The organism is Ruegeria sp. BHSA123, assembly GCF_059613425.1.
Map to the genome: position 1 here is coordinate 1 of NZ_JBXWSL010000025.1, position 26,996 is coordinate 26,996.

Sequence of the window (26,996 nt, forward strand, 5' to 3'; positions counted from 1 at the left end):
GTTAGCACTTTGGCTTCCCCTCTCGACAGCTTGACCTTGCAGCCAAACGCCTGTCAGGGGTCGTCAGAATTCGCCGAGGCGAATTCGACGTGCTTACATCATGCCGCCCATGCCGCCCATGTCGGGCATGCCGCCAGCAGGTGCATCTTTTTGCGGTTTGTCTGCAACCATCGCTTCGGTAGTGACCAGCAGGCCGGCAACAGATGCCGCGTCTTCCAGAGCGGTACGAACAACTTTGGCCGGGTCGATCACGCCGAACGAGAACATGTCGCCATATTCTTCGGTCTGAGCGTTGAAACCAAAGGCCGGATCCGAAGACTCGCGCACTTTGCCTGCAACAACCGCGCCGTCAACGCCTGCGTTTTCGGCGATCTGGCGCAGCGGCGCTTCGATGGCCTTGCGCACGATGTTGATGCCTGCGTCCTGATCAGCGTTCGCGCCTTTCAGCGATTCCAGTGCTTTACCGGCCTGAACCAGAGCAACACCACCGCCTACAACGACGCCTTCCTGAACGGCTGCGCGTGTTGCGTTCAGAGCATCGTCCACACGGTCCTTACGCTCTTTCACTTCAACTTCGGTCATGCCGCCGACGCGGATAACGGCAACACCGCCTGCCAGTTTGGCAACGCGTTCCTGCAGCTTCTCACGGTCGTAATCCGACGAGGTTTCTTCGATCTGGGTGCGGATCTGGGCAACACGTGCTTCGATCTCGGCTTTCTCGCCAGCACCGTCGACGATGGTGGTTTCGTCTTTGCTGATCTCGATCTTCTTGGCGGTGCCCAGCATGTCCATGGTGACATTCTCAAGCTTCATGCCCAGATCTTCGCTGATCACCTGACCACCGGTCAGGATTGCGATGTCCTGCAGCATGGCTTTGCGGCGATCGCCGAAGCCCGGTGCCTTGACAGCAGCAATTTTCAGGCCGCCGCGCAGTTTGTTGACAACCAGAGTCGCCAGCGCTTCGCCTTCAACGTCTTCTGCAATGATCAGCAGCGGCTTTTGCGACTGGATCACCTGCTCGAGCAGCGGAACCATCGGCTGCAGCGAGGACAGTTTCTTTTCGTGCAGCAGGATCAGGCAGTCGTCAAGCTCGGCCACCATCTTGTCTGCGTTGGTGACGAAGTAAGGCGACAGGTAGCCACGATCGAACTGCATCCCTTCGACAACATCGGTCTCGGTTTCCAGACCTTTGTTTTCTTCGACGGTGATGACGCCTTCGTTGCCGACCTTCTGCATCGCGTCTGCGATCTGCTGGCCAATTTCAGCTTCGCCGTTGGCCGAGATGGTGCCAACCTGAGCAACTTCTGCCGAGTCTTTGACTTCACGCGAAGCAGCACGGATGCCTTCGACAACTTTGGCTGTTGCCAGGTCGATACCGCGCTTCAGGTCCATCGGGTTCAGGCCCGCTGCAACCTGCTTCAGGCCTTCTTTTACGATGGCCTGCGCCAGAACGGTCGCGGTGGTGGTGCCGTCACCGGCTTCGTCATTGGTGCGGCTGGCGACTTCTTTCACCATCTGCGCGCCCATGTTTTCGAACTTGTCTTCCAGTTCGATTTCCTTGGCAACCGAAACACCGTCTTTGGTGATGCGCGGTGCGCCGAAGGATTTGTCCAGTACCACGTTGCGGCCTTTGGGGCCCAGGGTCACTTTGACAGCATCCGCCAGGATGTTCACACCCCGGAGCATCTTGTTGCGGGCATCGGTGTCGAACTTGACGTCCTTTGCAGCCATGTCGTTTCTCCTTGAGAAAATGTGTTGAGTGGAAGATCAGAGAAAGCGCGGGCTTACTCGATGATCCCCATGATGTCGCTTTCTTTCATCATCAGCAGCTCTTCGCCGTCGACCTGAACCTCGGTGCCCGACCATTTGCCGAACAGGATCTTGTCGCCAGCCTTGACCGCCATTGCGATCAGCTCGCCGCTGTCCTTGCGCGCGCCTTCGCCGGTTGCGACGACTTGGCCTTCGCTGGGCTTTTCTTTTGCGCTGTCAGGAATGATCAGTCCGCCTGCGGTTTTTTCATCGCTTTCGGTACGGCGAACCAGCACACGGTCATGAAGCGGTTTCAATGCCATCTTTGCAGCTCCTTGGGCTCAAAGTTTTGTTTATCCTCCCCTCGCCTTTCGACGAGGCGTTAGCACTCGGTGTGTATGAGTGATAACGACGCATAGCTAGGGAGTCTAAAACGCCGAGTCAACAAGGTGTTTGGGATTTTTTTAACAACGCCTCAGTCAGCCTGTTCCCAGCTGTACGCCCAGTGTTTCAAGCCGTCTGTTCCCTCAGAGGTAAGAGCGTAGACACCTTTTTCAACCTTCTCGAACCACCCATAGTGATTTTCCCGCATCAACCGGGTGGCGACCGGAACACCCACAGATCTGGCAACCTCGGCCCCTTTGGCTGGGCCGTGTTCGGCCAGAAAGGCCGCGCATTTGAGCGCATCCTGACGGTAGGCCGTCACGATCCCGTGACGTGTCGCGCCCCCGGAATTGGGGTCGCCCTCCAGCCGGGCGAATTCGCGCAGCAGCCGCGCCGCCCTGGCCTTGTCCTTGCGCGGCACATATGGGCCCGGATCGCATTGCACCTCGACCGTGCCATCGGCACGTACGGTGATCAGACCCAGACCAAGCCTGCGGCACAGCGCCAGATTGTCCCTGAGCGCCCGCCGGGCCGTGCGCCCGGTGGGTTTGCTGACCCCGATATAGACCTGATCCGTGAGTTTCAGGCGGGTAATCGCCTGATGGAAAAGGGACAGCGTGAACCTGAGCTTGAGTTCGACAATCATAGGCGGCTCGTCTTCGCGCATGGCGACGATATCGGCTGCGCCCACTTCTCCTTTGACGGTGTATCCCTGACGCTCCAAAAGCGCCTTGATCGGGGGATAGAGGTCCTGCTCGCGGTTCATGGGCCTATGCTACGCAGATTGTTGAGGAATACCAGACGGGTTGCTTGAACATGGGCCGCAGGCATGGCTATGTCTGGGACACCTTGATGACACAACACCGGATAGGTTCATGCGCCTGCTGACGTTTCTCGCTTTTCTACTGGCCCCGATCACGGCTGCGGCTGCGTGCGATGGGCAGGACCTGCGCCCACTGCTGTCAGATGACGCGCGGGCCGAGTTGCAACGCGCCGTGGCGGACATCCCCTTTCCGGAAGGCAACCACTGGATTGCGCGCAAGGATGATACGGTTCTGCACATCGTTGGCACCCTGCACACTTATGACGAACGTATGGAAAAGGTGGTTGAACGCCTGTCTCCGGACCTGAGCCAGGCTGACGCATTCTATTTCGAAGTCACCCAGACTGACATGGATGCTTTCGAAAAGAATCTGGCCAATAATCTCAGCGCCGTAATGATCACTTCCGGGCCGACCCTGATCGACCTGATGGGAGATGAAGATTGGGCCGCATTCTCGACCGCGTTGCACCAGCGCGGCATTCCCGGCTGGATGGCTGCCAAAATGCGACCGTGGTTCTTGAGCATGATGCTGAGCATCCCGCCCTGCATGATGGAAGATCCGAACGGGACCTACGGCATGGACGCCCGCCTGAACGATCTGGCCGCAGAAAACGGCATTCCGCAATACTCGCTGGAACGTATCGACGACCTGATCGCCATGTTCGACAGCCACCCTCTGGAACAGCAGGTCGAGTCGCTGGTGCGGCTGTCCGGGGCGATGATGGGAAGCAACGATCAACTGGCCACCATGGCCAATGGATATCTGGAAGAAAAGCACGCCGAGATCATACAACTCGCCCGCCTGCAGGGGTTCGAGGAATCCGGGCTGAGCCGGGACGTCTTCGATGAGGAATGGAACGGGTTCGAGCAGCAAATGCTTGTCCAGCGGAATGCCCTGTGGATGGAGCATATTCTGGCCATCACGGATCAGACGGCAGTGATCGCGGTCGGCGCAGGTCATCTGAGTGACGATCACGGTTTGCTGAACCAGCTGGAGCAGGCCGGATACACGCTGACACGCGCCGCTTTCTAAGCTGGTTCAGCGGTTTTCAGACCAAGCGTCGCAGACGGGCTGCTGTGGCGTGACAAGGACGTTTGTCCGCCCTATAACGCGCGCAAATTTCCATTCCGCAGGACGCTGACATGACAACGCTCGTATTTGGTCACAAATCCCCCGACACCGATTCCACAGGCTCGCCGATCCTGTGGTCGTGGTACCTCAACGAAATCAAAGGTGTGCAGGCCGAGCCCGTGCTGTTGGGCGAGCCCAACACCGAAGCGGCGTTCATGCTGGACAACTGGGATCTGCCCAAACCACGCATCCTGGACGATCTGGCAGCGGACACTCCGGTGGTTATCGTCGACACCAACAACCCTGCCGAACTGCCCGCCAACGTCAATGACGCTGACATCCGCGCCATCATCGACCACCACAAGCTGGTCGGTGGTCTGGAAACCAAAGGCCCGATCGACATCACCGTGCGCCCGCTGGCCTGCACGGCCACCATCATGGTTGACCTGATGGGCGACGATGCAGCCAAGATGCCCGACGCCATCAAGGGCGCGGCACTGACCTGCATCCTTTCGGACACGCTGGAATTCCGCTCGCCCACCACCACGCCCCATGACCGCGAGGTCGCAGAGCGGCTGGCAGCCGAGTTGGAGCTGGATATCTCGGCTTACTCGGCAGATATGTTTGCGGCGAAATCGGATGTCTCGTCCTTCTCGGATGCCGAACTGATCCGCATGGACAGCAAGGAATACGAAGTCGATGGCACCAAATTCCGCGTCTCGGTTCTGGAAACCACTGCGCCGGGTGTCATTCTGGACCGCAAGGCAAGCCTGGCGGGTTCGATGGTGGATGTCGCCAAAGAAGACGGTGTCGATCAGGTGCTGCTGTTCGTCGTCGATATCCTGAACGAGGAAGCCACCCTGCTGGTGCCCAATGATCTGGTCAAAACCGTTGCCGAGAAAAGCTTTGGTGCATCCGTCGATGGCGACGCCGTGGTTCTGCCGGGCATCATGAGCCGTAAAAAGCAGATCATTCCGAACCTGAAGGTCTGAAAAAACACGCGGGGTCCGTCATTCTGAGTAAAACGGGCCTCGCATTATTGGTCTTCAGTCTGCGCCTTCGGCATTGCGCTTAAACAGACCTTTACCCAACCGACGAAATACAGGGCGGCCACCGATCGATTGGTGGCCAATCCCTTGCCAATCGGTCATAAGGCTCGTGCAGTTTCAGCTTGAGGCCACATATGACCCAGATCGTTCACGCGCTGTCCGAAATCTCCGCCCGCTACAAAGCGTTGTTTGTCGATCTGTGGGGGTGCGTTCACAACGGGATCACGGCCTATCCCGAAGCTGTCGCAGCCCTTCAAGCCTATCGCGCGGACGGGGGGCTTGTTGTTCTGGTCACGAACTCGCCCAAACCCCGTGCGGGTGTGGCCGAGCAACTGGTGCAGTTCAATGTTCCCGCAGATGCCTATGACACCATTGCCACCAGCGGCGATTCCGCACGGTCGGCGATGTTCCGTGGTGCTGTCGGGCACAAGGTTTACTTCATGGGGGAATGGCAGCGCGATGCGGGCTTTTTCGAGCCCCTGAAACTGCTGCACCACCCGATCCATATTGAACGTGTCCCGCTGAGAGAGGCCGAAGGGATCGTCTGCTGTGGCCCTTTTGATCCGATGGCCGACCCGGACGTGAACCGCCCCGATTTCCTCTATGCCAAACAGATGGGCATGAAGCTGCTGTGCGCAAACCCCGACATTGTTGTCGATCGCGGCGAGGTGCGCGAATGGTGTGCAGGCGCTTTGGCAAAGCTCTATACCGAGATGGGCGGCGAGAGCCTGTATTTCGGCAAGCCGCACCCACCGATCTACGATCTGGCGCGCCGCAGGTTGCAGGAACTGGGCCATGATATCCCGGACAGCGACATTCTGGTGATCGGCGACGGCCCCCATACGGACATTCTGGGGGGCATGGGTGAAGGCATTGATTCCCTGTTCATTTCGGGCGGGCTGGCGGCTGCTGAGACAAAAACGTCGCACCATCCGGATCACGAATCCCTAACGGCTTATATCGAAAGGGAAAAGGTCAACCCAACCTACACAATCGGTCGATTGAGATAGCAAGAAAAGACTTGATTTTCTGCAGTTGCGAAGTAATAAAGTTGCCAACCTGGGCCGGATAGTGGTTTTTTCTTTCTCGGTCGATTTCGAGTGAGGGCAACATGTTGGACAATCTTCCACGCGGAACGATCTGTATAGAAGACATCGAAATGGGAATGTCCCGCCACCTGCGCAAAGTGGTGACGGACGAAGATATCGAGATGTTTGCGCAGATCTCGACAGACCGGAACCCGGTGCATCTGGATGATGATTATGCCCGCGATACAATCTTCGAAGGGCGTATCGCGCACGGAATGCTGACAGCTGGGCTGATCTCGGCCGTTATTGGCGAACAACTGCCGGGCCATGGCACGGTCTATATGGGGCAGTCACTAAAGTTCTTGGCCCCCGTGCGCCCCGGTGACATGGTTTATGCCGAGGTCAAAGTCATCGACATCGACTTTTCCAAGCGTCGCGTCAAACTGGATTGCCATTGCTCGGTCGAGGGCAAGAAGGTGCTGATCGGTGAAGCCATGGTACTGGCCCCGTCGCGCAAGTTCGACTGATCGGCGAACACTTCCATGCAAAAGGCGCCCGACCGGCGCCTTTTTTTGTTTGGACGCTGTTTTTTGCCTGTGCCTTTCAGGACGGGCGGGCGCGTTTTCGCCCTTTCAACGCACCGGATTCCAGAATGATCTCTGACACCACGTGTTCGCGCCTGTAGGCCATCACATGAACGCCGGACACTCCCGCGATATCGCGAATCTGCTGGATCAGTTCGATACAGATCTTTTTGCCCTCGTCAGCTGGTTTTTCGGCTTTCTCCATCCGCTCGATTACCTGATCGGGGATGTGAATGCCGGGAACATTGCTGCGCATCCAGCGTGCCGCACGCGCTGACGCGATGGGGCCGACGCCCGCGATGATGAACACTTTCTTGTCCAGTCCCGCATCGCGCACACGCGCCATAAATTTCTCGAACAGCGGAATGTCGTAGATGTAATTGGTCTGAATATACTCGGCCCCGGCCTCAACCTTCTTTGCCAGACGATCAGGTCGCCAGTCATAAGGCGGTATGCAGGGGTTTTCGGCAGCACCAAGGAACAGTTGCGGCGGGCGCGTGATCTTACGACCAGAAAGGAACATTCCCTGATCGCGCATCGTGCGGATCGTCCGCAACAGGGTCAGGGAATCGAAATCGAATACCGGTTTTGCCCCCGGCTGATCCCCGACGCCGACGCCGTCGCCGGTCAGGCACAGCACGTTACTGACGCCCAACGCCGCAGCCCCCAGAACATCGCCCTGAATGGCAATCCGGTTCCGGTCGCGGCAGGAAATCTGATAGACCGGAGAATAACCCGCGCGCGTCAGCAAGGCACAAATCCCAATCGAGGACATATGGCAGTTCGCGCCCGAAGCATCGGTTGCATTGATCGCGTCAGCCACTTCGCCAAGCGGTTGGGCCGCCTGAAAAACATCCTCGGGGTCGGCACTGTCGGGTGGGTTCAACTCGGCGGTGACTGCGAAACGGCCTGAACGGAGCACCTTCTCCAACCGGCTGTGCGACACATGTCCTTGGGGAACCGGAACATAGCCAATCGGCTCCACCTCGTTGCGATGGGTATCACTCATTTCTTCAGTTCCCGGTTTATCGCGTTGGGTGGTTCGGCGGCCAGTGGTGCCGCAGAAGGTTCATTCTCGCGCGCTTCGGGGAATGCCTCGGCCAGCGCCAACCGGGCTGCATCCCGGGTCTCGCGCTCGTGCGCTGCAATCTCGCGGCTGACCCGCAGCCAGGATGACGAGCCTTTCAACGTGTGCTCCACCGGCGGAAGAACTTCTTTTATCTTGTCGGCTCCGTGCCGCATGCGGCTGGCTCCGTTCCAGGCCAGGGCCCAGACGCATTTCATATCCGGCTTCACCTCGCAAAACTCGCCGGGACGTACGCCGCCACATGGGCCATTGCGCAATTGCTTTGGGCAGTTCATCGGGCAGGACATTCCGGTGGATGACAACACGCATTGCCCGCACATCTTGCAATCAAACAACAGGGTTTTGACGCCCTTCTCGACCAGTGCAATGGGGCGTTCGACGCGGTTATATCCGATCTTTGCAAATATCGGGTCCATCGCGACCATGCCGCGTTCGACACATTTATAGATCCACTCGAAAGTGCGGGCATGACGAATCGCGAACAGTCGCATTCGGTACATGGGTCTGCCTCCTGTGCTGGGTTCATTCGAACCTCGCCGGGCTTTGATCCGGTGCGCCTTAATCCAGGGAACCGGATTTTCAGTCTAAACCCGGAGTTTTTTTTGAATCAAGCGGTTGGAGGCGCTTGGCCTGAAATACTTGGATTGGCCTCATGCATTTTCCCGGCCAACTGAAATGTTCAAAGCTCAGTCACAGGATCGCATTCTTGGAATTCAAACTGCCGCTTGAACAAATTGACTCGCGCCGCTACGCAATCGTCTATGCACATCATCCGGGATATCCAGTTCGTCCAGCCAGAAGATCGCGGCGCCAGCGTGGCAATCGGGAATTTCGACGGCGTTCATTTGGGGCATCAGTCGGTCATTGAACTGGCCCGTAATGCAGCGCCGGACGCGCCGCTGGGTGTGTTGACCTTCGAGCCGCATCCGCGGGAGTATTTTGCGCCTGACGCGCCTCCGTTCCGCCTGATGCGGGGCAATGCGCGAGCGCACCGGCTGGAGAAGCTGGGCGTAGAGAAGCTTTATGAACTGCCGTTCAACGCCGCGCTGGCCGGGCTTTCGCCAATGGAGTTTGCGCGCAACGTGATCTGCGACGGGCTGGGCCTGTCGCATGTCGTGGTGGGTGCCGATTTCTGCTTTGGCAAGGGCCGCAGTGGCACGGCGCAGGATCTGGTGAAGTTCGGGCAGGACATGGGGTTCGGTGTGACGATTGCGCCTTTGATGGAACGGTCGGAAAATGTTGTATCCTCAACCGCCATTCGCACCGCGCTGAGCGACGGCCGCCCACGGGACGCAGCCGCGATGCTGGGACACTGGCACCGGATCGAAGGCGAAGTGATCGGGGGCGAACAGCGCGGGCGCGAGCTGGGCTTTCCCACCGCGAACATGTCCATCGAAGGGCTGCATCCGCCAAAATTCGGTGTCTACGCCGTACTGGTGGATGTGTTGGATGGGCCGCATAAGGGCAGCTATCACGGTGCGGCCTCGATCGGGGTGCGCCCGATGTTTAACGGCCAGGTGCCCAATATCGAAACCTTCCTGTTCGACTTTTCGGGCGATCTGTACGGGGCGACCCTGTCGGTGGGTCTGATCGACTTTCTGCGCCCCGAGATGACATTCGACGGGCTGGAGAGTCTGATCACGCAGATGGATGCCGACTGCGAACAGGCCCGCGGTATATTGACCGCCCTATGAGTGTTGATCCGATTGAACGCGCGGGCCTGCCTGCCCGGTTTTGGGAGCGCAAACCCCTGCGCCAAATGAACCAGCGCGAGTGGGAGGCGTTGTGTGATGGCTGCGGCAAATGCTGCCTGAACAAGCTGGAAGATGAAGACACGGGCGAGGTGGCCCTGACCTGCGTCGCATGCCGCTTGCTGGATGATGAAAGCTGCCGCTGCGTACAATACGACATCCGGCATCAATTCGTGCCCGAATGCATCGTCATGACCCCCGACAATATCGACGAACATGCCTATTGGTTGCCGCAAACCTGCGCGTATCGGTTGCTGTGGGAAGGCAAACCGCTTTACGACTGGCACCCGTTGATATCTGGTACAGCGGACAGTGTGCACGCTGCCGGGATCTCGGTTCAGGGGCGCACGGTGTCTGAGTTTGAGACACCCATGGAAGAGTGGGAAGATTACATAATCGAGGAGCCAAGCTGATGCATTTCGCGTCTGACAATTCCGGGCCGGTTCATCCACAGGTCATGGCCAGGCTGGCCGAGGTCAATCAGGGCTATCAGATGGCCTATGGCGCGGATACGCTGATGAACGAGGTGCGCGACCGTATCCGCAGTATATTCGAGGCTCCGGGTGCTGCGGTCTATCTGGTGGCGACCGGGACAGCAGCGAATTCGCTCGCCCTTGCAACATTGTCAAAGCCTTGGGAAACGGTCTTCTGTTCCCCAGTCGCGCATATCCACGAGGACGAATGCAACGCACCGGAGTTTTACAGCGGCGCCAAGCTGACCCTGGTACCGGGCGGAGACAAGATGACCCCTGAGGCTTTGCGCGGGTCAATTCTGGGCGAGGAAACACGCGGTGTGCATGGGCCGCAGCGCGGACCCGTGTCGATCACACAAGTGACCGAGCGCGGATCGGTCTATTCGCTGGCAGAGTTGCAGGCCCTGTGCGAGGTCGCCAAGACTTACGGCCTGCCCGTGCATCTGGACGGCGCGCGCTTTACCAACGCGTTGGTTGCGCTGAACTGTTCCCCTGCGGATATGACATGGAAAGCAGGTGTAGATGCTGTCAGTTTTGGTGGCACCAAGAACGGTCTCATGGGTGTCGAGGCGGTTGTGTTCTTTGATGAAAGCAAAGCCTGGGAGTTTGAGCTGCGGCGCAAGCGCGGGGCGCATCTGTTTTCCAAACACCGCTATCTGTCCGCTCAGATGGCGGCCTATCTGGAAGACGACCTGTGGCTGAAGATGGCGCGTCAGGCCAATGACAACTGCGCCCGCTTGGCCGAGGGGTTGCGCGCCAAGGGGGCCGCATTTCTGCACGAACCGCAGGCCAATATGATCTTTGCCTCATTCCCACGCGCGAAGCACAAGCAACTGCACAAGGCAGGCGCGGTTTATCACCTTTGGGGTGCAGAGCTGGAAGGCGAGGATAACAACGAAAACCTCGCGTGCAGGCTGGTTTGCGACTGGTCCATCGGAGCGGCGGAGATCGATCAGTTTCTCAATCTGCTTTGACGCCTAACGGGGCGTTGGCCTGCCAGAACGCCCGCAGCAAAGCGCCGGTTTCATCAGGGTGTGAAATCGGCAGCATGTGCCCTGCGCCGTTGATGCGTTCATGGCGCGCATCAGGCAGGCGCCGTTGCAGCCCTGCGCAAATCGCGTGGATCACCGGCGGCGTCCCTGACCCGCTCAGCAACAGGGTCGGCATCGATGCGCGCCGGAGCCGATCCGGGTCAAGCAACCCTGCCTGATCGTCATAGAGCACAGGGTGTACAGCCGGAACCGCATCGATTCCACGCACCATATTTGCCCGCGTGCGCTCGGGCAAATCAGGCCATTTGGGGCTGATCTTCGTGCTCCACGCCCTGTTGAACAGGCGCGCGGCCAAAACCTTGTCACCAGACGCGAAGGCCGCACTGACTGGCTCGGAGTCCCGTTCGTGCTGTTCGAACAACAGCGGCGCATCCTGTTTCGCAACTGCAAAGAACACGGGTTCGATCAGGATCAGGCTGCGCACGCGCTCGGGATGTTCAATCGCCAACCTGAGTGCGATCATCGCCCCAAAGGAATGCCCGATCACATCCATGGGTTTCGTCAATTCAGCCAAGGCCGGTCTTGTCACTGCGTCAAAGAAATCAACCTGCCCGTCCCAATCCGGGCTGCGCCCATGCGACAGCATATCCGGGGCAACAAATGTCGCACAGCCATTCAGCGCACTGGCCAAACCTGACCAGGCACCGGAATGCGCAATCGTGCAATGGAGGGCGAGCAGTTTCCGCTCCCCCTCACCCAAGTGCCTGACGAAAACGGATTGCATCGTGGCCCTGACCGTCACCCGTTCATCTCGGCCAGATGCCGGTCCAGATCGTCCAGCCTGTCCTGACCCCAGAACCGCTGGTCGTCGGGCGTGATGTAGAACGGTGCGCCGAAGACACCCCGATCCACGGCTTCCTCGAGGTTGGCGGCATAGGTTTCTGCCCCCACCAGCAAGCCGCTGTCTGCCAGACCGGGATCAAACCCGGCTTGCGTCAGACATTCGCGGATGACATCGTCCTGTGCGATATCCTTTTCCTCGGCCCAGCAGGCGCGAAGGAAGCTATGACACAGCTTACCCACATCGCCCGAGCCGTCCTTGATCGCGGCAATAACCGCATAAGATGACAGGGCCATGTTGGTCGGCCAGTGCGCGGGTTTCAGATTGAACTCCATCCCCAGATTCTTCGATTGGCGCAGCAGCTCCTGTGCGCGGTACTCGATACGAGAGATATGCCGGTCTTTCGGAGGGGTCCCCCCGGTGCGCGCGAACAGGGCGATAATGTCCAGCGGCTTATAGTTGATCGTCGCGCCGTGTTTCGCCGCGATTTCTTCCAACCGCATCCCTGCCAGATAGGAATAGGGCGAGAGTGTCGCAAAAAAGTAGTCAATCTGGGTCATGTGCACTTTCTCCGCTGCGTTACCTTTGCGGGACGGTAAGGCCATGCTAAGCGGTGTCAACATCACGATTCTGTCACATTGCCATTGCTGCCCGGGGACCTCAGCCGATGCCGACACTTCACGAACCCAAGCTTATCGCTGGGAACGCCAACCTTCCGCTTGCCCAAGCCATCGCACGCCGCATGAGCCTGTACCGAGGCGTTGATCAGGGTCTGGTCGATGCGCGTGTCGAACGGTTCAACGACGGTGAGATTTTCGTGGAAGTGTTCGAAAATGTGCGCGGCGAGGATATGTTCATTATCCAACCGACCTCGAACCCGGCCAATGACAACCTGATGGAACTGCTGATCATTGCCGATGCGCTGCGCCGGTCGTCCGCGCAGCGGATCACCGCCGTGATCCCGTATTTCGGGTACGCCCGTCAGGACCGTCGCACCAAGGCCCGCACGCCCATCAGCGCCAAGCTGGTGGCCAACATGCTGACAGGGGCCGGGATCGAACGGATCCTGACCATGGACTTGCATGCGGCCCAGATTCAGGGCTTTTTCGATATGCCCGTGGACAACCTTTATGCCTCGCCCATCTTTGCGCTGGATGTGAGGCATCAGTTCAAGGGAAATCTGGATGAAATCATGGTCGTTTCACCTGACGTGGGCGGCGTGGCCCGCGCGCGTGAACTGGCCAAGCGGATCAACGCCCCTTTGTCGATCGTGGACAAGCGCCGCGAGAAAGCGGGCGAAGTGGCCGAGATGACCGTGATCGGGGATGTGAAGGACAAGATCTGCCTGATCGTGGACGACATGTGCGACACCGCCGGAACGCTGTGCAAGGCGGCGCAGGTGCTGCTGGATAACGGTGCGAAAGAAGTTCATTCCTACATCACGCATGGCGTCATGAGTGGCCCTGCGGTGGAACGGGTGACAAATTCGGTGATGAAGTCGCTGGTGCTGACCGATACGATCCAGCCAACCAAAGAGATATTGAGCGCCAAGAACATCCGGATTGTTCCGACTGCGCCAATCTTTACACAGGCGATCCTGAACATCTGGAACGGAACCAGCGTGTCATCCCTGTTCGAAGACAAGACGCTGACGCCGATCTACGAATCCATGTACCAGATGGATTGAGTTTGGACGGGTCGACAGAATGTGTCGTCCCTTTCTTTTTGAACCACCGATTGCGCACAAGTCTGCCTCATGCGCGCGATCAGCGACACAAGCGGACCGATCTCCATGACTGGCAACAAACGCATTGTTCTTTCCAGCGACCACGCGGCAATCGAGCTGCGTCAGGCCGTGGCCAACCACATCGCGCAGCAAGGATGGGACGTGGTCGATATCGGCCCGACGACCCCGGAAAGCACCCATTACCCCAAACACGGCAAGGCCGCGGCACTGGCCGTAGCCTCGGGTGATTGCGGATTGGGGATAATCCTCTGCGGCACGGGTCAGGGCATCATGATGGCCGCAAACAAGGTGCCCGGCATTCGCTGCGGCGTCTGTTCGGACGCGTTTTCCGCCCGGATGATCCGCCAGCATAACAATGCCAATATGCTGTCGATTGGCGCGCGTGTTGTCGGCGAAGGACAGGCGCTGGATATTGTGGATGCGTTTCTGGGTGCCGAATTTGAAGGCGGCCGCCACGCCACACGGGTCGATATGATCGAAGCGCAGGACGACTGAGGCCTGCGCCTGTCCTGCAAGCCCAGGATCAGGAAATGTCCCAGTCGTCCGGGTGTGCCACCTCTCCAAACGCGGTCCAGCTGATCCGGATGCGGGCAATCCGCGTGTCGGACCATGTACGAAACACCGCTTCAAACCCTTCTGTGGTGACATTTTCTGCCTGAACCTCGGCGCGCAGGGCTGATGATGTGTCGACATCCCAAAGGGAAATCCCGATCTGAACCATGGGCGGGCTAAGAAACGTGTCCTTGAATTGGATGGGTTTCCGACGTTCGCGGGGGCCTTCGCCAGTCCACATGTCCCCGCCTTCGGCAAATTCCGAAAACAGAACACTTTCACCTTGATCGATGCCAATGGGATGGGTCAGAAATTTTTTCATGTTTTCATCATTATACTTGAATTTCCGCAACTTATCCCTGCTTTTTGGCAAAAGCACGACAAAAAAACGGCCCCGCAATCGCGAGGCCGTTCCAATTTTTCACTGTTAAGCCAATTACAGGCTCATATGCGTCCCAAGCGCTTCCATGTCGGCCAGCAGCTTGGCGGCTTCGTCGACGATCGACATTTCGTCGCCGCCCTTTGCCGCTTCGTGCGAGGCGCGTGCCTCGGCAATCAGCTCGTCCATATGCGAACGGGTGATTTCCGAAACCGGAACCGCCTTTTCGGCCAGAACCGACAGGCTGTCGCCGTTGATCTGGGCAAACCCGCCGGTGACCAGGTATTCGCTGGACCCTTCGGGTGCCTCAACCTTCAGCAGACCGGGGCGCAGCGTTGTGATGGTGGGGGCGTGATCGGGCATCGCCGTCATGTCCCCGTCTGCGCCGGGAATCTGGACCGCGGTGACCTCGAGCGAAGCTAAGCTCCGCTCGGGGCTGACGAGGTCGAAATGCATGGTGTTTGCCATCAGGGATACTCCTTAGGCGGCTGCTGCTGCCATTTTTTCGGCTTTGGCGATCACTTCGTCGATGCCGCCAACCATCAGGAAGGCTGCTTCGGGCAGGTGATCGTATTCGCCAGCCACAACGGCCTTGAACGACGAGATGGTGACATCCAGAGGAACCTGAACCCCCGGCGAGCCGGTGAAGACCTCGGCCACGTCGAACGGCTGTGACAGGAAGCGTTCGATCTTACGGGCACGGGCCACGGTCAGCTTGTCCTCTTCCGACAGTTCGTCCATGCCGAGGATGGCGATGATGTCCTGCAGCGACTTGTAGCGCTGGAGGATCTGCTGAACGTCGGTCGCAACCTTGTAGTGCTCTTCCCCGACGATGGCCGGGTCGAGCAGGCGCGAGGTCGAGTCGAGCGGGTCAACCGCAGGGTAGATACCCTTTTCCGAGATCGCACGGTTGAGAACGGTGGTCGCGTCGAGGTGCGCAAACGAAGTTGCCGGCGCGGGGTCGGTCAAGTCGTCCGCAGGCACGTAGATCGCCTGCACCGAAGTGATCGATCCGGCCTTTGTCGAGGTGATGCGTTCCTGCAGGGCACCCATGTCAGTGGCCAGTGTCGGCTGGTAGCCCACAGCGGACGGGATACGACCCAGCAGAGCCGACACTTCGGAACCCGCCTGCGTGAAGCGGAAGATGTTGTCGACGAAGAACAGAACGTCGGTACCAGACTGGTCGCGGAACTGCTCGGCCAGGGTCAGTCCGGTCAGAGCAACACGCGCACGCGCACCCGGAGGCTCGTTCATCTGACCGTAAACCAGGGCCACCTGGCTTTCCGACAGGTTGTCCGGCTTGATCACGTTCGATTCGATCATCTCGTGGTACAGGTCGTTGCCTTCACGGGTCCGTTCACCAACACCCGCAAACACCGAGAAGCCCGAGTGCACTTTTGCGATGTTGTTGATCAGTTCCATGATCAGAACAGTTTTACCAACGCCGGCGCCGCCAAACAGGCCAATCTTACCGCCTTTGGCGTAAGGGGCCAGCAGGTCAACCACCTTGATGCCGGTGACCAGAACTTCCGACTCGGTCGACTGTTCGGCAAAGGTCGGTGCGGGCTGGTGGATAGCGCGAACTTCGGTCGCCTCTACCGGACCTTTTTCGTCGATCGGCTCGCCGACGACGTTCAGGATGCGGCCCAGGGTGGCATTGCCAACCGGAACCGAGATCGGTGAACCGGTGTCGGTGACCACTTCGCCACGGACCAGACCTTCGGTCGCGTCCATCGCGATGGTGCGGACAGTGTTTTCACCCAGGTGCTGAGCAACTTCCAACACCAGGCGCTTGCCATTGTTGGTGGTTTCCAGCGCGTTCAGAATTTCAGGCAGCTGATCTTCGAAGTGCACGTCGACGACGGCCCCGATGATCTGTGTGACTTTGCCTTTTGCATTCGCCATGTTTCGTCTCCGGTTTGTCTCTACAGCGCCTCGGCGCCGGAAATAATTTCAATCAGCTCGTTGGTGATCACGGCCTGACGCGAGCGGTTGAACTGGATCGTCAGCTTGTCGATCATCTCACCCGCGTTGCGCGTCGCGTTGTCCATTGCGGACATCCGCGCGCCCTGTTCAGACGCTCCGTTTTCGAGCAGAGCCGAGAAGATCGCGGTCGCAACCCCCTTGGGCAGCAAGTCGGCCAGAATGGCCTCTTCGCTGGGCTCGTAGTCGAAGATGGCACCGCTGTCGTCACCTTCCGATTCCTCGAACGAGGCGGGGATGACCTGCTGTGCCGTCGGGATCTGGGTCACAACGTTGACGAACTTCGAATAGAAGATCGTGGCAACGTCGAACTCGCCCCCGTCGAAGCGGGACAGGATGTCCTTTGCGATGTCCTGCGCGTTGGAATAACCCAGACGCTTGACCTCACTCAGGTCCACATGCCCAACGAACAGATCGCCAAAATCACGCTTGAGCGCGTCACGGCCTTTCTTGCCGACGGTCAGGATCTTGACCGTCTTGCCCTTGCCGCGCAGCTCTTCCGCCTTCTGGCGGGCCAGCTTGGCGATGTTCGAGTTGAAGCCGCCACACAGGCCGCGTTCAGCTGTCAGCACAACCAGCAGATGGACATCATCACTGCCCGTACCACGGAGCAGCTTGGGGGCGCTGTCGCTGCCCCCAACCGACGCCGCCAGCCCCGCCATCACGGCATTGAACCGCTCGGCATAAGGGCGCGAGGCTTCGGCAGATTCCTGGGCGCGGCGCAGTTTTGCGGCCGCGACCATCTGCATGGCCTTGGTGATCTTGCGGGTCGATTTGACCGACTCGATCCTGTTTTTAAGGTCCTTCAGACTAGGCATCGGAACCTCCTATCAAGCGAAGGTCGCGGCGTATTCGTCGATCGCTGCTTTGAGTTTGTCGGACGCTTCACCTTTGATCTTTGGATCTTCGTCGGTGATCCACTTCAGCAGGTCTGCGTGCTTGCCGCGCAGATGCGCCAGCAGACCGGCCTCGTAGCGGCCAACGTCAGATACATCGATCTTGTCGAGATAGCCGTTGGTGCCAGCGAAGATGACGCAGACGATTTCCGCGTTGGTCAGCGGCGAGTACTGCGGCTGCTTCATCAGCTCGGTCAGGCGCGCACCACGGTTCAGAAGCTGCTGGGTTGCGGCGTCGAGGTCGGAACCAAACTGCGCAAAGGCCGCCATTTCGCGATACTGAGCCAGTTCCAGCTTGACCGGACCGGCAACCGATTTCATCGCGTCGGTCTGAGCCGACGAGCCCACACGCGAAACCGACAGACCGGTGTTCACAGCAGGACGGATGCCCTGATAGAACAGTTCGGTTTCCAGGAAGATCTGACCGTCGGTGATCGAGATCACGTTGGTCGGAATAAAGGCGGAAACGTCACCACCCTGGGTCTCGATAACCGGCAGAGCCGTCAGCGAACCAGCACCGAAGTCTTCGTTCAGCTTTGCCGAACGTTCCAGCAGGCGGGAGTGGAGGTAGAAAACGTCACCCGGATAGGCTTCGCGGCCCGGCGGGCGACGCAGCAACAGCGACATCTGACGATAGGACACGGCCTGTTTCGACAGGTCATCATAGATGATCAGCGCGTGACGGCCATTGTCACGGAAATATTCTGCCATCGCGGTTGCGGCATAGGGTGCCAGGAACTGCATCGGTGCCGGGTCGGACGCGGTTGCGGCGACAACGATCGAATATTCAATCGCACCGGATTCTTCCAGTTTCTTCACCAGCTGGGCAACGGTCGAACGCTTCTGACCGATCGCAACGTAAACGCAGTACAGTTTCTTCGACTCGTCGTCGCCCGCTGCTTCGTTATAGACTTTCTGGTTCAGGATGGTGTCCAGAGCCACGGCGGTTTTACCGGTCTGGCGGTCACCAATGATCAGCTCGCGCTGGCCACGGCCAATCGGGATCATCGCGTCAACCGATTTCAGGCCGGTTGCCATCGGTTCGTGCACCGATTTACGCGGAATGATACCGGGTGCTTTGACGTCTGCAACGCCGCGCTTGGTGGCATTGATCGGACCTTTGCCGTCCAGCGGGTTGCCCAGACCGTCAACAACACGGCCCAGCAGCTCGTCACCGATTGGAACGTCCACGATCGAGTTTGTGCGCTTGACGGTGTCACCTTCTTTGATGTCACGGTCAGAACCGAAGATAACGACACCGACGTTGTCGCTTTCCAAGTTCAGCGCCATCCCCATGATACCGCCGGGGAATTCGACCATCTCACCGGCTTGAACGTTGTCCAGGCCATATACACGGGCAATCCCGTCACCGACGCTCAGCACGCGACCGATCTCGGCCACTTCGGCTTCCTGACCAAAATTCTTGATCTGGTCCTTCAGGATTGCAGAAATCTCTGCAGCTTGGATTCCCATTTATCCGACCTCTTTCATTGCATTCTGTAGGGAGTTCAGCTTCGAACGGATCGAACTGTCGATCATTTTCGAGCCCACTTTGACGACAAGACCGCCGATGAGGCTTTCATCAACGGTCGCATTGATAGTTACGGTCTTGCCCACACGCTCGGACAGCGTCTTGGACAGTTTTTCCAGTTGTGTCTTGGTCAGCGCCTTGGCCGAGGCGACATCGGCGGTCACTTCGCCACGCTCATCAGCCAGCATGTCACGCAGCACCTGCACCAGTTGCGGCACAACAAACAGGCGGCGTTTCTGCGCCATCAGACCCAGCGTATTGCGCAGGATGGCGTTCAGGCCCATCTTGTCAGCAATTGCGGTGATCGCAGCTTCCTGCTGAGTACGCGAAACCAGCGGCGATGCGATCAGGTCGCGCAGGTCGGCACTGTCGCCCAGTGCTGCTGCCAGATCATTGATGCCGGATTCCAGACCCGCAAGGTCATTATTCTCTTTTGCGATCTCGAAGATCGCGGTGGCATAGCGCTCGGCGATGCCTGTGGAAATCGAAGCTGGTTCGGACACGTCCACCCTTCCGATATTTGAGGCCCCGATTTTGGGTAGCGGCCGCTACCTTGGGGCGTGAGGAAACCCCGGCCAGACGGTCGGGGATCAAAATCACCGGGGATGTAGCAGAGGTGAACCAACCAAGCAATACGCTATAGCGGTAACAGATTTATCCACAAAATGTTAATTTTCATACACTTACACCAAGTGCGACCGTTTGGACCGGTCGCGGCAGTTGAAAAATGTTACGAATATGCAGGTTTTTGCGATTCCTGTGACTTTTTTCTCGCGAATTTGTCACTTTGGGATGCACACGGTTGTCACGCTGGCTTTAGCAGACCATCAAGCGCCTTGATAGGCTTCCTGATGGCATCTTTGGTGACATTGCCCCGGGGCGGATGAATGTTCTTTGTGACCTCGACCATCAACACCCCGCCCGCCATGACAGTTGGAATGCGCTGGCCAGTTTTTTCGATCAGACTGCCCGACTTCAACCAGAACCGCCGGAAGGACGGCGGCATGTAAAGAGCCGAGCAATGCGCCTCGGGCAGGAAGTAGTGCGACCTGAGCTGATTTTCCAGCTGAGTGGCGGAATAGGGACGGCCAAAGCCAAATGGCGTTTTGTCCGTACGTGACCACAGACCCGCCCGGTTCGGAACAATGAACACGGCCCTGCCACCGGGGCCCAGAACGCGCCAGCATTCCTCGAGCAGCTGGTTTGGCCGCTCGGACGTCTCCAGCCCGTGCATCACCACAAGCTTGTCCACGTGACCGGTTTCAATGGGCCACCGGGTCTCTTCCGTCAGGACCGAGACATTGGGCATCCCCGCGGGCCAGGGCATCACACCTTGCGGGCCGGGCATCAGCCCGATGACCCGGCGCGCATCGGCCAGATAAGGGCGCAACAGCGGCACGGCAAAGCCAAAACCGGCAACTGTCTGACCTTTGGCTTCGGGCCAGAGCTCGGTCAGCCGCCCGCGAATAGCCGCCTGTGCCGCGCGCCCAAGGGTGCTGCGGTAGTAGAAGTTCCTCAGATCCTGCACATCAAGATGCATTGCGGACATCCGGTCAATCGGCTTAGCTGGGCGCAGTCTAGCAATGAAAGGGCAAAAGGCCATGCCTCTTGAAATCGTTACAATCCCGTGCCTCAGCGACAATTACGCCTTTCTGGCCCATGACAGCGGCAATGGCCAGACTGCGCTGATCGATGCCCCAGAAGCCACGCCGATTCTTGCGGCGCTGGAAGATCGGGGATGGGCGTTGTCACATGTGCTGCTGACCCATCATCACTGGGATCACGTTGAAGGGCTAGCCGAAATTCTGGCCAAACACCCTACAATGGTCATCGGTGCGGCCGCCGACGCGCACCGCCTGCCCCCGCTGGACCAGCAGGTTGCCGAAGGCGACAGCTTTGAGGTCGGTGGCGAACCAGTCGAGGTGATGGACGTTTCGGGGCACACGGTTGGTCATATCGCGTTTTATCTTCCGCAAAGCGCGGTCGTCTTTACCGCTGACAGCCTGATGGCCCTCGGATGTGGACGTCTGTTCGAAGGCAGCCCGGCGCAGATGTGGGCGTCGCTGAGCAAGCTGGCCGCTTTGCCGGACGACACTCTGGTCTGTTCGGGGCATGAATATACACAATCCAACGCAAAATTCGCCATTACCGTCGATCCCGAGAACGCTGCGTTGAAACAGCGAATTGCCGATATCGACCGCGCCCGCGCCGCTGGCGAAGCCACTGTTCCGTCGATTTTGGCGCTTGAAAAAGCCACCAACCCGTTCCTGAGGGCCACTGATCCGGCGATTCAGGCCCATCTTGGTATGGCAAACGCCGATCCTGCGGCGGTTTTCGCCGAAATCCGGGGTAGAAAAGACAGGTTCTGATGCTTATTTGCCCCTCTTCACGGCCACGGTCACAACAAATGTGACTGTCAAGTGAAAGAAAACCCTTGAAGCCGGGCCACGATCAACCAAACTCTAATAGTATGAGGACATGGTTGGGATGGGGTTCCGGCCGAAAGCCCGCCCCCTTCTGACCCAAGACAGAGGAGCACCCGCGTGCCTTCATTCTCGAGCACACTGGAACAAGCCATCCACGCGGCCCTTGCGGCTGCGAATGAACGGCGACACGAATTTGCAACGCTGGAGCATTTGCTGCTGGCGCTTCTGGAAGAACCCGATGCGGTGCGCGTCATGAAAGCGTGCAGCGTCGATCTGGACGAGTTGCGCAGCACTCTGGTTGAGTTCATAGACGAAGATCTTTCAAATCTGGTCACGGATATCGACGGGTCCGAAGCCGTACCGACGGCAGCGTTCCAGCGCGTCATTCAGCGCGCCGCAATCCATGTGCAAAGCTCGGGCAGGACCGAAGTGACCGGTGCCAATGTACTGGTCGCCATTTTTGCCGAGCGCGAAAGCAATGCCGCCTATTTCCTTCAGGAACAGGACATGACCCGGTACGACGCGGTCAATTTCATCGCCCATGGCGTGGCCAAAGACCCCGCTTATGGTGAAAGCCGGTCGGTATCCGGTGCGGATCAGGTGGAAGAAGAAGCTCAGACAGGATCCGGCGACACGGAACAAAAAGAAAGTGCGCTTGGGAAATACTGCATTGACCTGAACGCGAAATCGCGCGCGGGTGATGTCGATCCGCTGATCGGGCGCGCGGATGAGGTGGAACGCTGTATCCAGGTGCTGTGCCGCCGCCGCAAGAACAACCCGCTGCTGGTGGGCGATCCGGGCGTGGGCAAAACCGCCATTGCCGAAGGTCTGGCGCACAAGATCGTCGCCGGAGAAGCCCCAGATGTCTTGGCACACACCACCATCTATTCGCTGGATATGGGCGCACTGCTGGCCGGGACCCGTTATCGCGGCGATTTCGAAGAGCGCCTGAAGGCGGTTGTAACCGAGCTGGAAGAGCACCCCGACGCAGTGCTGTTCATCGACGAAATCCATACCGTGATCGGTGCCGGTGCAACCTCGGGCGGGGCGATGGATGCCTCGAACCTGCTGAAGCCTGCGTTGCAGGGCGGCAAGCTGCGCACCATGGGCTCGACCACCTACAAAGAGTTCCGACAGCATTTTGAAAAGGACCGAGCCCTGTCGCGCCGGTTCCAGAAGATCGATGTGAACGAACCTTCGGTTGAAGACAGCGTCAAAATCCTGCGCGGTCTGAAACCCTATTTTGAGAAACATCACGACATCAAATACACCGCTGATGCGATCAGAACCGCAGTCGAGCTGTCGGCACGTTACATCAACGACCGCAAGCTGCCCGACAAGGCCATCGACGTGATTGATGAGGCTGGCGCGGCGCAGCATCTGGTGGCGGAAAGCAAACGGCGCAAGACCATCGGGGTCAAAGAGATTGAGGCCGTGGTTGCCAAGATCGCCCGCATCCCGCCCAAGAACGTCACCAAGGACGATGCCGAGGTGCTGAAAGACCTCGAAGCCTCGCTGAAACGGGTGGTCTTTGGGCAGAATCTGGCGATCGAGGCGCTGGCCAGCGCAATCAAACTGGCGCGCGCCGGCCTGCGGGAGCCTGAAAAGCCCATCGGCAACTATCTGTTTGCCGGTCCGACCGGTGTGGGCAAGACCGAGGTGGCGAAACAGCTGGCGGATACGCTGGGCGTTGAACTGCTGCGTTTCGACATGTCGGAATACATGGAGAAACACGCGGTCAGCCGTCTGATCGGCGCACCTCCGGGCTATGTCGGGTTCGATCAGGGGGGTCTGCTGACCGACGGTGTCGACCAGCATCCGCATTGTGTGTTGCTGCTGGACGAGATTGAAAAGGCGCACCCGGACGTGTTCAACATCCTGTTGCAGGTGATGGACCATGGCGAGCTGACTGACCATAACGGTCGTACAGTGAACTTCCGCAACGTGGTGCTGATCATGACCTCGAACGCGGGGGCGCAAGAGCAGGCCAAGGCCGCGATCGGGTTCGGTCGTGACCGTCGAGAGGGCGAAGACACTGCCGCGATTGAACGCATGTTCACGCCGGAATTCCGCAACCGTCTGGATGCCGTGATCTCGTTCGCGCCGCTGCCGAAAGAGGTCATTTTGCAGGTGGTCGAGAAATTCGTCCTGCAACTGGAAGCCCAACTGCTGGATCGTGGTGTGACCATTGATCTGACACCCAAAGCCGCCGAATGGCTGGCGGACAAAGGGTATGACGACAAGATGGGTGCGCGCCCGCTGGGCCGTGTCATTCAGGAATACATCAAGAAACCGCTGGCCGAAGAGTTGCTGTTTGGCAAGCTGGCAAAAGGCGGTGTGGTCCGTGTCTCGGTCAAGAAGGGTGATCTGGATCTTGATATCCTTGGCCCGGATCAACCGCGCATTTCGGGTGACAAGCCTCCGCTTCTGACGGCAGACTGATCGCCCACCGCATCAAACAGAAAACCCGCCTACCAAGGCGGGTTTTCTTCGTTTCGCCCAACACAGACAAGGACTCATCCACTCGACCGGGGTCGCGTTAGCGTCTCGGTTATACTGCGTGTGAAACGCCTGTCTGACATGCGCCGCCTTGATTCTCCAACGGCTCTGGTCACTGTGGCCGGTATCGCCAATAACCGGTTGCGGGGCGGCGGCTTGTTTTCGTGGCTGCTGAGGGCCAGAGGCTTTACCTTTCGGTCAGCTTCAACTCGATCCGGCGGTTTTGCGCGTGTGCCTCCGGCGTATCAGCGGGGTTGACGGGCTGGAATTCGCCAAACCCGTTGGCTGCAAGGCGGTTGGGCGGAATGCCCAGCGCGTCAACCATATAGCGCACAACCGACAGCGCGCGACCCTGGCTGAGCTCCCAGTTGTCGCGATACCGGCCCGACCCCGCCAGAGGAACGTTGTCGGTGTGGCCGTCGACCCGGATCACCCAGTTCAGACCGGGCGGGATTTCAGCAGCGACACTGCGCAGGATGCTGGCCACCTTGGCGACCTCCTGCTGCCCTTCTTCGGACAGCACGGCGGACCCGGTCGGGAACAGAACCTCGGACGAGAACACGAACCGGTCGCCTTCGATGCGCACCCCTTCCTGACCGCCAAGGACATCCCGCAAACGACCAAAAAATTCCGAGCGATAGCGTTGCAGATCCTCGGCCTGTGCCGCCAATTCCTGGTTCTGCCCGGCCAGTGCCTCGGCCTCGGCCTCAAGACGCAGGCGTTCCGCTTCTTCCAGTAGACGTCGCCTGCGTTCTTCGGATGCGGCACGGGCCAGCGCTGCGTTCAGGTCCTGCCCTAATGTCTGAATCTGCACCTCGGCGGCGGCGTTGCGTTCTTCGAAATCGTCTAGCAGCGACTGCAAGGAGCCCAATTGCCCGCGCAAGGCGGCGATCTGCTGGTTCAGCAGTGCGGCTTCTCGCTGCGCTTCGACAGAGATTTCTTTTTCTTCCGAAAGCGTCGCATTGGCGAGGTCCAACAAGGCCTGCCGCTGCTCGGCCAGAGAGCGTTGCGCATCAGCATCCGCCTGCGCTTGCGTCTGCGCCTGCAAAGCGGCTTCAAGCTGGGCCCGCAGTTCATCCGGGTTCACGTCGCCAAACTGACGCTCCAACGCGGCACGCGCCGCCTGTGCTGCGGCCAGCAGGGTGAGTGTGTCTTCGGCCTCTTTGCGTTGCGCTTCCAGAGCAAGTGTCATGGCCGTCAGCTCGGCATCGGCATCCAGAAGGCGGTTACGCAACGCCTCGGCGGCGGCGGCTTCGGCCAGACGGGCGGCTTCTTCATCGCTGAGCTGCTGTTCAAGGGTGGTGATCTGGGCGTCCCGGTCGGCGCTGCCTTGCTCCAGATCCGCCACCAGCGCTTCCAGTGCTTCACGACGGGCAGCGGCCAAACGGGCGGCTTCGGTCTGTGCGTCGATTTCCTCGCGGCTTTGGGCAAGGGCCAGGTTCAACGCCTCTTGCTCGGTCAGCAGTTTCGCGCGCTGCGATTCAAGCACTGCAATATCACCCAGTGCCCGTTCCTGTTCGGCCAGCAGGGCTGCTACCTGCGCTTCAAAATTGGTGATCCGGGTCTGCGCCTGATCCAGAGCGGCAGCCTGGCGGTCGCGCTCGGTGGTCAGTGACGCGATCAGTGACTGGGCTTGCGCCAGATCGTCTTCAGCCTGAGACAGGGTGGTATTCAACGCCCCAAGGCGCGCCTGCAACCGGCTGTTTTCGCGTTCTTCCAGCCCCAGCGCACCCGCCAGCGCCGCGATTTCGTCAGCCAATGTGGTCAGTTCGTCTTCCTGACCCGAGATGGTTTCGCGCAGCACAAACTGGATCACCATGAAGATGGTCAGCACAAAGGTCAGCACCATCAACAGCCCCGTCATCGCGTCGACGAAACCGGGCCAGACCGAGCCCTGGAACCGTTGACCGGTGCGGCGGGACAGCGCCATGGACTATTCTCCTTCCGGCGTGGTGCGTACCGCACCGCGCGGCAGGGTCAGCGCCTTGACCAGCAGTTCAATATCCTTGCGGAACTCATTCATGCTTTCCTGCCGGCCCGCCGAAATCTCTTCGAGGATACGCAGCAGCTGCACATCCATCGAGCGCAGGCGCATCCGGCTTTCGGCGTCGATACCTTCACCCGCACCGTGATCGCGCATGTGATCCAGCAGGGCTTCCTGACCCAGCGCCACGCGTTCCAGCGCCGCCGTAACACTTTCGGTATTGGCCTGACGGTTGTTCATCTCACCGATCACATCGACCAGCAAACCCAGCTTGGCGGAAACCTCGGCCCGGTCGCTTTCCTGCGCAGAGAACAGATCCTGCAAGGCATCCATCTGTTCGGACATGGCGTCCAGCACCGGCGTGAGCACGGCAATTTCGGCACCGCCTTCTTCTCCACCTGCGAAACCTAAGCGGGTGATCGAAGACAGCCATTCTTCAAGCTCGCGATAGAAGCGGTTCTGCCCGTGCCCTGCAAAAACTTCGAGCAAGCCGACGATCAGCGACCCGGCCAGACCCAACAGAGACGATCCGAACGCAACACCCATCCCCTGCAATTGCGCCTCGAGCCCGGTCATCAGGCGGTTGAAAACGGCCAGCCCTTCCTCGCCCTCCTGCGGGTTTAGGCTGCGGATGGTATCGACAATGGCCGGCACGGTTGTCGCCAGTCCAAAGAACGTACCCAAAAGACCCAGATAGATCAGCACGTTGGTGATATAGCGGGTGATTTCACGCTCTTCCTCGACCCGTTCGGCCACAGAATCCAGAATGGAGCGGGTCGAGGTCGAACTGATCTGCGACCGCGCACCCCGTTCGCGCAGCAATGAGGCCAGAGGTGCCAACAATTGCGGTGTGCGGGCGTCTTCACGAACAACACCGCCAACGAATGCCTCGATCCAGCGCACGGACCCGATCAGTTGTGTCACCTGATAGAAACAGGCAAACACGCCGATCAGGAACACCATCAGGATGAAGCCGTTCAGGTACGGGTTGGCGAAGAACACCGGCAACACATAGGGCAGCGCCAGAAACACACCCAGCCCGGACAGGCCGATCGCCATCAACATCAACAGAATCTGTCGCGTTGGATGCGAGAAATGGGGTCTCGCGCCCTGATGTGCCTGCGCCATGCGCGTGGTTCCCGGTATTTGCCTGCTCTGCGTCGAAA

27 protein-coding genes are annotated in these 26,996 nt (G+C 59.1%); 11 read left to right on the top strand and 16 right to left on the bottom strand.

Annotated elements, in window-relative coordinates; translation table 11 throughout:
- Nucleotides 1-93: 93 nt before the first annotated feature.
- The 3 genes from groL to AC2FNC_RS13210 form a co-directional block, all read right to left on the bottom strand.
- Nucleotides 94-1,731, bottom strand: coding sequence for a chaperonin GroEL (groL, locus tag AC2FNC_RS13200; protein WP_480475465.1), 1,638 nt, complete (start codon nucleotides 1,729-1,731; stop codon nucleotides 94-96).
- Between the two features lie 53 nt (nucleotides 1,732-1,784).
- The gene (gene groES / locus AC2FNC_RS13205; protein WP_209504786.1) at nucleotides 1,785-2,072 is read right to left on the bottom strand and encodes a co-chaperone GroES; all 288 of its coding nucleotides are present in this window, start codon (nucleotides 2,070-2,072) and stop codon (nucleotides 1,785-1,787) included.
- 152 nt (nucleotides 2,073-2,224) lie between these two features.
- Nucleotides 2,225-2,899, bottom strand: coding sequence for a DUF2161 domain-containing phosphodiesterase (locus AC2FNC_RS13210; protein WP_496715559.1), 675 nt, complete (start codon nucleotides 2,897-2,899; stop codon nucleotides 2,225-2,227).
- A 109-nt stretch (nucleotides 2,900-3,008) separates the two neighbouring features.
- Here AC2FNC_RS13210 and AC2FNC_RS13215 point away from each other — a divergent pair, with 109 nt between their 5' ends.
- The 4 genes from AC2FNC_RS13215 (at nucleotide 3,009) to AC2FNC_RS13230 (ending at nucleotide 6,632) form a co-directional block, all read left to right on the top strand.
- A complete protein-coding gene (locus AC2FNC_RS13215; protein WP_480622110.1) occupies nucleotides 3,009-3,989 on the top strand; it encodes a TraB/GumN family protein in 981 nt (326 codons plus the stop codon).
- Between the two features lie 110 nt (nucleotides 3,990-4,099).
- Nucleotides 4,100-5,020 (top strand): manganese-dependent inorganic pyrophosphatase, encoded by a 921-nt coding sequence (locus AC2FNC_RS13220; RefSeq protein WP_496715560.1) that lies wholly within the window; start codon nucleotides 4,100-4,102, stop codon nucleotides 5,018-5,020.
- 191 nt (nucleotides 5,021-5,211) lie between these two features.
- Nucleotides 5,212-6,087 (top strand): TIGR01459 family HAD-type hydrolase, encoded by an 876-nt coding sequence (locus AC2FNC_RS13225; protein WP_496715562.1) that lies wholly within the window; start codon nucleotides 5,212-5,214, stop codon nucleotides 6,085-6,087.
- Nucleotides 6,088-6,188: 101 nt separating this feature from the next.
- Nucleotides 6,189-6,632, top strand: coding sequence for a MaoC family dehydratase (locus AC2FNC_RS13230; RefSeq protein ID WP_267362989.1), 444 nt, complete (start codon nucleotides 6,189-6,191; stop codon nucleotides 6,630-6,632).
- A gap of 76 nt (nucleotides 6,633-6,708) precedes the next feature.
- On the opposite strand, the gene AC2FNC_RS13235 is transcribed toward AC2FNC_RS13230, so the two are convergent.
- The gene (locus AC2FNC_RS13235) at nucleotides 6,709-7,698 is read right to left on the bottom strand and encodes a methylenetetrahydrofolate reductase (RefSeq protein ID WP_480519163.1); all 990 of its coding nucleotides are present in this window, start codon (nucleotides 7,696-7,698) and stop codon (nucleotides 6,709-6,711) included.
- Nucleotides 7,695-8,276, bottom strand: a complete 582-nt coding sequence (locus tag AC2FNC_RS13240; RefSeq protein WP_480519165.1) for a methylenetetrahydrofolate reductase C-terminal domain-containing protein — start codon at nucleotides 8,274-8,276, stop codon at nucleotides 7,695-7,697. The genes AC2FNC_RS13235 and AC2FNC_RS13240 overlap by 4 nt, the downstream gene beginning before the upstream one ends.
- A 261-nt stretch (nucleotides 8,277-8,537) precedes the next feature.
- On the opposite strand from AC2FNC_RS13240, the gene AC2FNC_RS13245 reads away from it, so the two are divergent.
- From AC2FNC_RS13245 to AC2FNC_RS13255, 3 genes are read left to right on the top strand one after another with little or no spacing between them, the layout of a single operon-like run.
- Nucleotides 8,538-9,470, top strand: a complete 933-nt coding sequence (locus AC2FNC_RS13245; protein ID WP_480519267.1) for a bifunctional riboflavin kinase/FAD synthetase — start codon at nucleotides 8,538-8,540, stop codon at nucleotides 9,468-9,470.
- Nucleotides 9,467-9,940, top strand: coding sequence for a YcgN family cysteine cluster protein (locus AC2FNC_RS13250; protein WP_480519167.1), 474 nt, complete (start codon nucleotides 9,467-9,469; stop codon nucleotides 9,938-9,940). Before AC2FNC_RS13245 ends, AC2FNC_RS13250 begins: the two co-directional genes overlap by 4 nt.
- Nucleotides 9,940-10,974: a threonine aldolase family protein gene (locus tag AC2FNC_RS13255; RefSeq protein WP_480605204.1), complete on the top strand. Its 1,035-nt coding sequence runs from the start codon at nucleotides 9,940-9,942 to the stop codon at nucleotides 10,972-10,974. Before AC2FNC_RS13250 ends, AC2FNC_RS13255 begins: the two co-directional genes overlap by 1 nt.
- On the opposite strand, the gene AC2FNC_RS13260 is transcribed toward AC2FNC_RS13255, so the two are convergent.
- Both AC2FNC_RS13260 and AC2FNC_RS13265 read right to left on the bottom strand, forming a co-directional pair.
- Nucleotides 10,961-11,776: an alpha/beta fold hydrolase gene (locus tag AC2FNC_RS13260; protein ID WP_496715564.1), complete on the bottom strand. Its 816-nt coding sequence runs from the start codon at nucleotides 11,774-11,776 to the stop codon at nucleotides 10,961-10,963. The two genes, AC2FNC_RS13255 and AC2FNC_RS13260, sit on opposite strands and share 14 nt — an antisense overlap.
- A gap of 14 nt (nucleotides 11,777-11,790) precedes the next feature.
- Complete coding sequence (locus AC2FNC_RS13265; protein ID WP_480919154.1) at nucleotides 11,791-12,393, bottom strand: 2-hydroxychromene-2-carboxylate isomerase; 603 nt, start codon at nucleotides 12,391-12,393, stop codon at nucleotides 11,791-11,793.
- A 107-nt stretch (nucleotides 12,394-12,500) separates the two neighbouring features.
- Between AC2FNC_RS13265 and AC2FNC_RS13270 the strand changes: the two genes are divergently transcribed.
- Together AC2FNC_RS13270 and rpiB are read left to right on the top strand one after the other, a co-directional pair.
- Complete coding sequence (locus AC2FNC_RS13270; RefSeq protein ID WP_480553913.1) at nucleotides 12,501-13,520, top strand: ribose-phosphate pyrophosphokinase; 1,020 nt, start codon at nucleotides 12,501-12,503, stop codon at nucleotides 13,518-13,520.
- A 105-nt stretch (nucleotides 13,521-13,625) separates the two neighbouring features.
- On the top strand, nucleotides 13,626-14,075 hold the full coding sequence (gene rpiB / locus AC2FNC_RS13275) for a ribose 5-phosphate isomerase B (RefSeq protein WP_480487551.1): 450 nt from the start codon (nucleotides 13,626-13,628) through the stop codon (nucleotides 14,073-14,075).
- A gap of 28 nt (nucleotides 14,076-14,103) precedes the next feature.
- Here the strand turns inward: rpiB and AC2FNC_RS13280 are convergent, their stop codons facing one another.
- The 7 genes from AC2FNC_RS13280 to AC2FNC_RS13310 form a co-directional block, all read right to left on the bottom strand.
- Nucleotides 14,104-14,454, bottom strand: a complete 351-nt coding sequence (locus tag AC2FNC_RS13280; RefSeq protein ID WP_480553912.1) for an H-type lectin domain-containing protein — start codon at nucleotides 14,452-14,454, stop codon at nucleotides 14,104-14,106.
- Between the two features lie 114 nt (nucleotides 14,455-14,568).
- A complete protein-coding gene (locus AC2FNC_RS13285; RefSeq protein WP_496715566.1) occupies nucleotides 14,569-14,979 on the bottom strand; it encodes a F0F1 ATP synthase subunit epsilon in 411 nt (136 codons plus the stop codon).
- Nucleotides 14,980-14,991: 12 nt separating this feature from the next.
- Nucleotides 14,992-16,416 (bottom strand): F0F1 ATP synthase subunit beta, encoded by a 1,425-nt coding sequence (atpD, locus tag AC2FNC_RS13290; protein WP_480475437.1) that lies wholly within the window; start codon nucleotides 16,414-16,416, stop codon nucleotides 14,992-14,994.
- A 20-nt stretch (nucleotides 16,417-16,436) separates the two neighbouring features.
- Nucleotides 16,437-17,312 carry a F0F1 ATP synthase subunit gamma gene (locus AC2FNC_RS13295; protein ID WP_480482282.1) on the bottom strand — a complete coding sequence of 292 codons (876 nt, stop codon included), beginning with the start codon at nucleotides 17,310-17,312 and terminating at the stop codon, nucleotides 16,437-16,439.
- 12 nt (nucleotides 17,313-17,324) lie between these two features.
- A complete protein-coding gene (atpA, locus tag AC2FNC_RS13300; RefSeq protein ID WP_480475432.1) occupies nucleotides 17,325-18,863 on the bottom strand; it encodes a F0F1 ATP synthase subunit alpha in 1,539 nt (512 codons plus the stop codon).
- Nucleotides 18,864-19,424, bottom strand: coding sequence for a F0F1 ATP synthase subunit delta (locus AC2FNC_RS13305; protein WP_480493594.1), 561 nt, complete (start codon nucleotides 19,422-19,424; stop codon nucleotides 18,864-18,866).
- Nucleotides 19,425-19,726: 302 nt separating this feature from the next.
- Nucleotides 19,727-20,461 carry a class I SAM-dependent methyltransferase gene (locus AC2FNC_RS13310; RefSeq protein WP_480622105.1) on the bottom strand — a complete coding sequence of 245 codons (735 nt, stop codon included), beginning with the start codon at nucleotides 20,459-20,461 and terminating at the stop codon, nucleotides 19,727-19,729.
- Between the two features lie 61 nt (nucleotides 20,462-20,522).
- Here AC2FNC_RS13310 and gloB point away from each other — a divergent pair, with 61 nt between their 5' ends.
- Both gloB and clpA read left to right on the top strand, forming a co-directional pair.
- Nucleotides 20,523-21,290, top strand: coding sequence for a hydroxyacylglutathione hydrolase (gene gloB, locus AC2FNC_RS13315; protein ID WP_480605199.1), 768 nt, complete (start codon nucleotides 20,523-20,525; stop codon nucleotides 21,288-21,290).
- A 174-nt stretch (nucleotides 21,291-21,464) separates the two neighbouring features.
- Nucleotides 21,465-23,789 (top strand): ATP-dependent Clp protease ATP-binding subunit ClpA, encoded by a 2,325-nt coding sequence (clpA, locus tag AC2FNC_RS13320; protein WP_480622104.1) that lies wholly within the window; start codon nucleotides 21,465-21,467, stop codon nucleotides 23,787-23,789.
- A gap of 244 nt (nucleotides 23,790-24,033) precedes the next feature.
- On the opposite strand, the gene AC2FNC_RS13325 is transcribed toward clpA, so the two are convergent.
- Both AC2FNC_RS13325 and AC2FNC_RS13330 read right to left on the bottom strand, forming a co-directional pair.
- Nucleotides 24,034-25,776: a peptidoglycan -binding protein gene (locus tag AC2FNC_RS13325; protein ID WP_480605195.1), complete on the bottom strand. Its 1,743-nt coding sequence runs from the start codon at nucleotides 25,774-25,776 to the stop codon at nucleotides 24,034-24,036.
- 3 nt (nucleotides 25,777-25,779) lie between these two features.
- Nucleotides 25,780-26,958, bottom strand: a complete 1,179-nt coding sequence (locus AC2FNC_RS13330; RefSeq protein ID WP_480482292.1) for a biopolymer transporter ExbB — start codon at nucleotides 26,956-26,958, stop codon at nucleotides 25,780-25,782.
- Between the last annotated feature and the right edge of the window lie 38 nt (nucleotides 26,959-26,996).

Bases quoted from the DNA above. Each gene is read 5' to 3' on its own strand.
- groL (WP_480475465.1), bottom strand. From the start codon at position 1,731: ATGGCTGCAAAGGACGTCAAGTTCGACACCGATGCCCGCAACAAGATG.
- groES (WP_209504786.1), bottom strand. From the start codon at position 2,072: ATGGCATTGAAACCGCTTCATGACCGTGTGCTGGTTCGCCGTACCGAA.
- AC2FNC_RS13210 (WP_496715559.1), bottom strand. From the start codon at position 2,899: ATGAACCGCGAGCAGGACCTCTATCCCCCGATCAAGGCGCTTTTGGAG.
- AC2FNC_RS13215 (WP_480622110.1), top strand. From the start codon at position 3,009: ATGCGCCTGCTGACGTTTCTCGCTTTTCTACTGGCCCCGATCACGGCT.
- AC2FNC_RS13220 (WP_496715560.1), top strand. From the start codon at position 4,100: ATGACAACGCTCGTATTTGGTCACAAATCCCCCGACACCGATTCCACA.
- AC2FNC_RS13225 (WP_496715562.1), top strand. From the start codon at position 5,212: ATGACCCAGATCGTTCACGCGCTGTCCGAAATCTCCGCCCGCTACAAA.
- AC2FNC_RS13230 (WP_267362989.1), top strand. From the start codon at position 6,189: ATGTTGGACAATCTTCCACGCGGAACGATCTGTATAGAAGACATCGAA.
- AC2FNC_RS13235 (WP_480519163.1), bottom strand. From the start codon at position 7,698: ATGAGTGATACCCATCGCAACGAGGTGGAGCCGATTGGCTATGTTCCG.
- AC2FNC_RS13240 (WP_480519165.1), bottom strand. From the start codon at position 8,276: ATGTACCGAATGCGACTGTTCGCGATTCGTCATGCCCGCACTTTCGAG.
- AC2FNC_RS13245 (WP_480519267.1), top strand. From the start codon at position 8,538: ATGCACATCATCCGGGATATCCAGTTCGTCCAGCCAGAAGATCGCGGC.
- AC2FNC_RS13250 (WP_480519167.1), top strand. From the start codon at position 9,467: ATGAGTGTTGATCCGATTGAACGCGCGGGCCTGCCTGCCCGGTTTTGG.
- AC2FNC_RS13255 (WP_480605204.1), top strand. From the start codon at position 9,940: ATGCATTTCGCGTCTGACAATTCCGGGCCGGTTCATCCACAGGTCATG.
- AC2FNC_RS13260 (WP_496715564.1), bottom strand. From the start codon at position 11,776: ATGCAATCCGTTTTCGTCAGGCACTTGGGTGAGGGGGAGCGGAAACTG.
- AC2FNC_RS13265 (WP_480919154.1), bottom strand. From the start codon at position 12,393: ATGACCCAGATTGACTACTTTTTTGCGACACTCTCGCCCTATTCCTAT.
- AC2FNC_RS13270 (WP_480553913.1), top strand. From the start codon at position 12,501: ATGCCGACACTTCACGAACCCAAGCTTATCGCTGGGAACGCCAACCTT.
- rpiB (WP_480487551.1), top strand. From the start codon at position 13,626: ATGACTGGCAACAAACGCATTGTTCTTTCCAGCGACCACGCGGCAATC.
- AC2FNC_RS13280 (WP_480553912.1), bottom strand. From the start codon at position 14,454: ATGAAAAAATTTCTGACCCATCCCATTGGCATCGATCAAGGTGAAAGT.
- AC2FNC_RS13285 (WP_496715566.1), bottom strand. From the start codon at position 14,979: ATGGCAAACACCATGCATTTCGACCTCGTCAGCCCCGAGCGGAGCTTA.
- atpD (WP_480475437.1), bottom strand. From the start codon at position 16,416: ATGGCGAATGCAAAAGGCAAAGTCACACAGATCATCGGGGCCGTCGTC.
- AC2FNC_RS13295 (WP_480482282.1), bottom strand. From the start codon at position 17,312: ATGCCTAGTCTGAAGGACCTTAAAAACAGGATCGAGTCGGTCAAATCG.
- atpA (WP_480475432.1), bottom strand. From the start codon at position 18,863: ATGGGAATCCAAGCTGCAGAGATTTCTGCAATCCTGAAGGACCAGATC.
- AC2FNC_RS13310 (WP_480622105.1), bottom strand. From the start codon at position 20,461: ATGCATCTTGATGTGCAGGATCTGAGGAACTTCTACTACCGCAGCACC.
- gloB (WP_480605199.1), top strand. From the start codon at position 20,523: ATGCCTCTTGAAATCGTTACAATCCCGTGCCTCAGCGACAATTACGCC.
- AC2FNC_RS13325 (WP_480605195.1), bottom strand. From the start codon at position 25,776: ATGGCGCTGTCCCGCCGCACCGGTCAACGGTTCCAGGGCTCGGTCTGG.
- AC2FNC_RS13330 (WP_480482292.1), bottom strand. From the start codon at position 26,958: ATGGCGCAGGCACATCAGGGCGCGAGACCCCATTTCTCGCATCCAACG.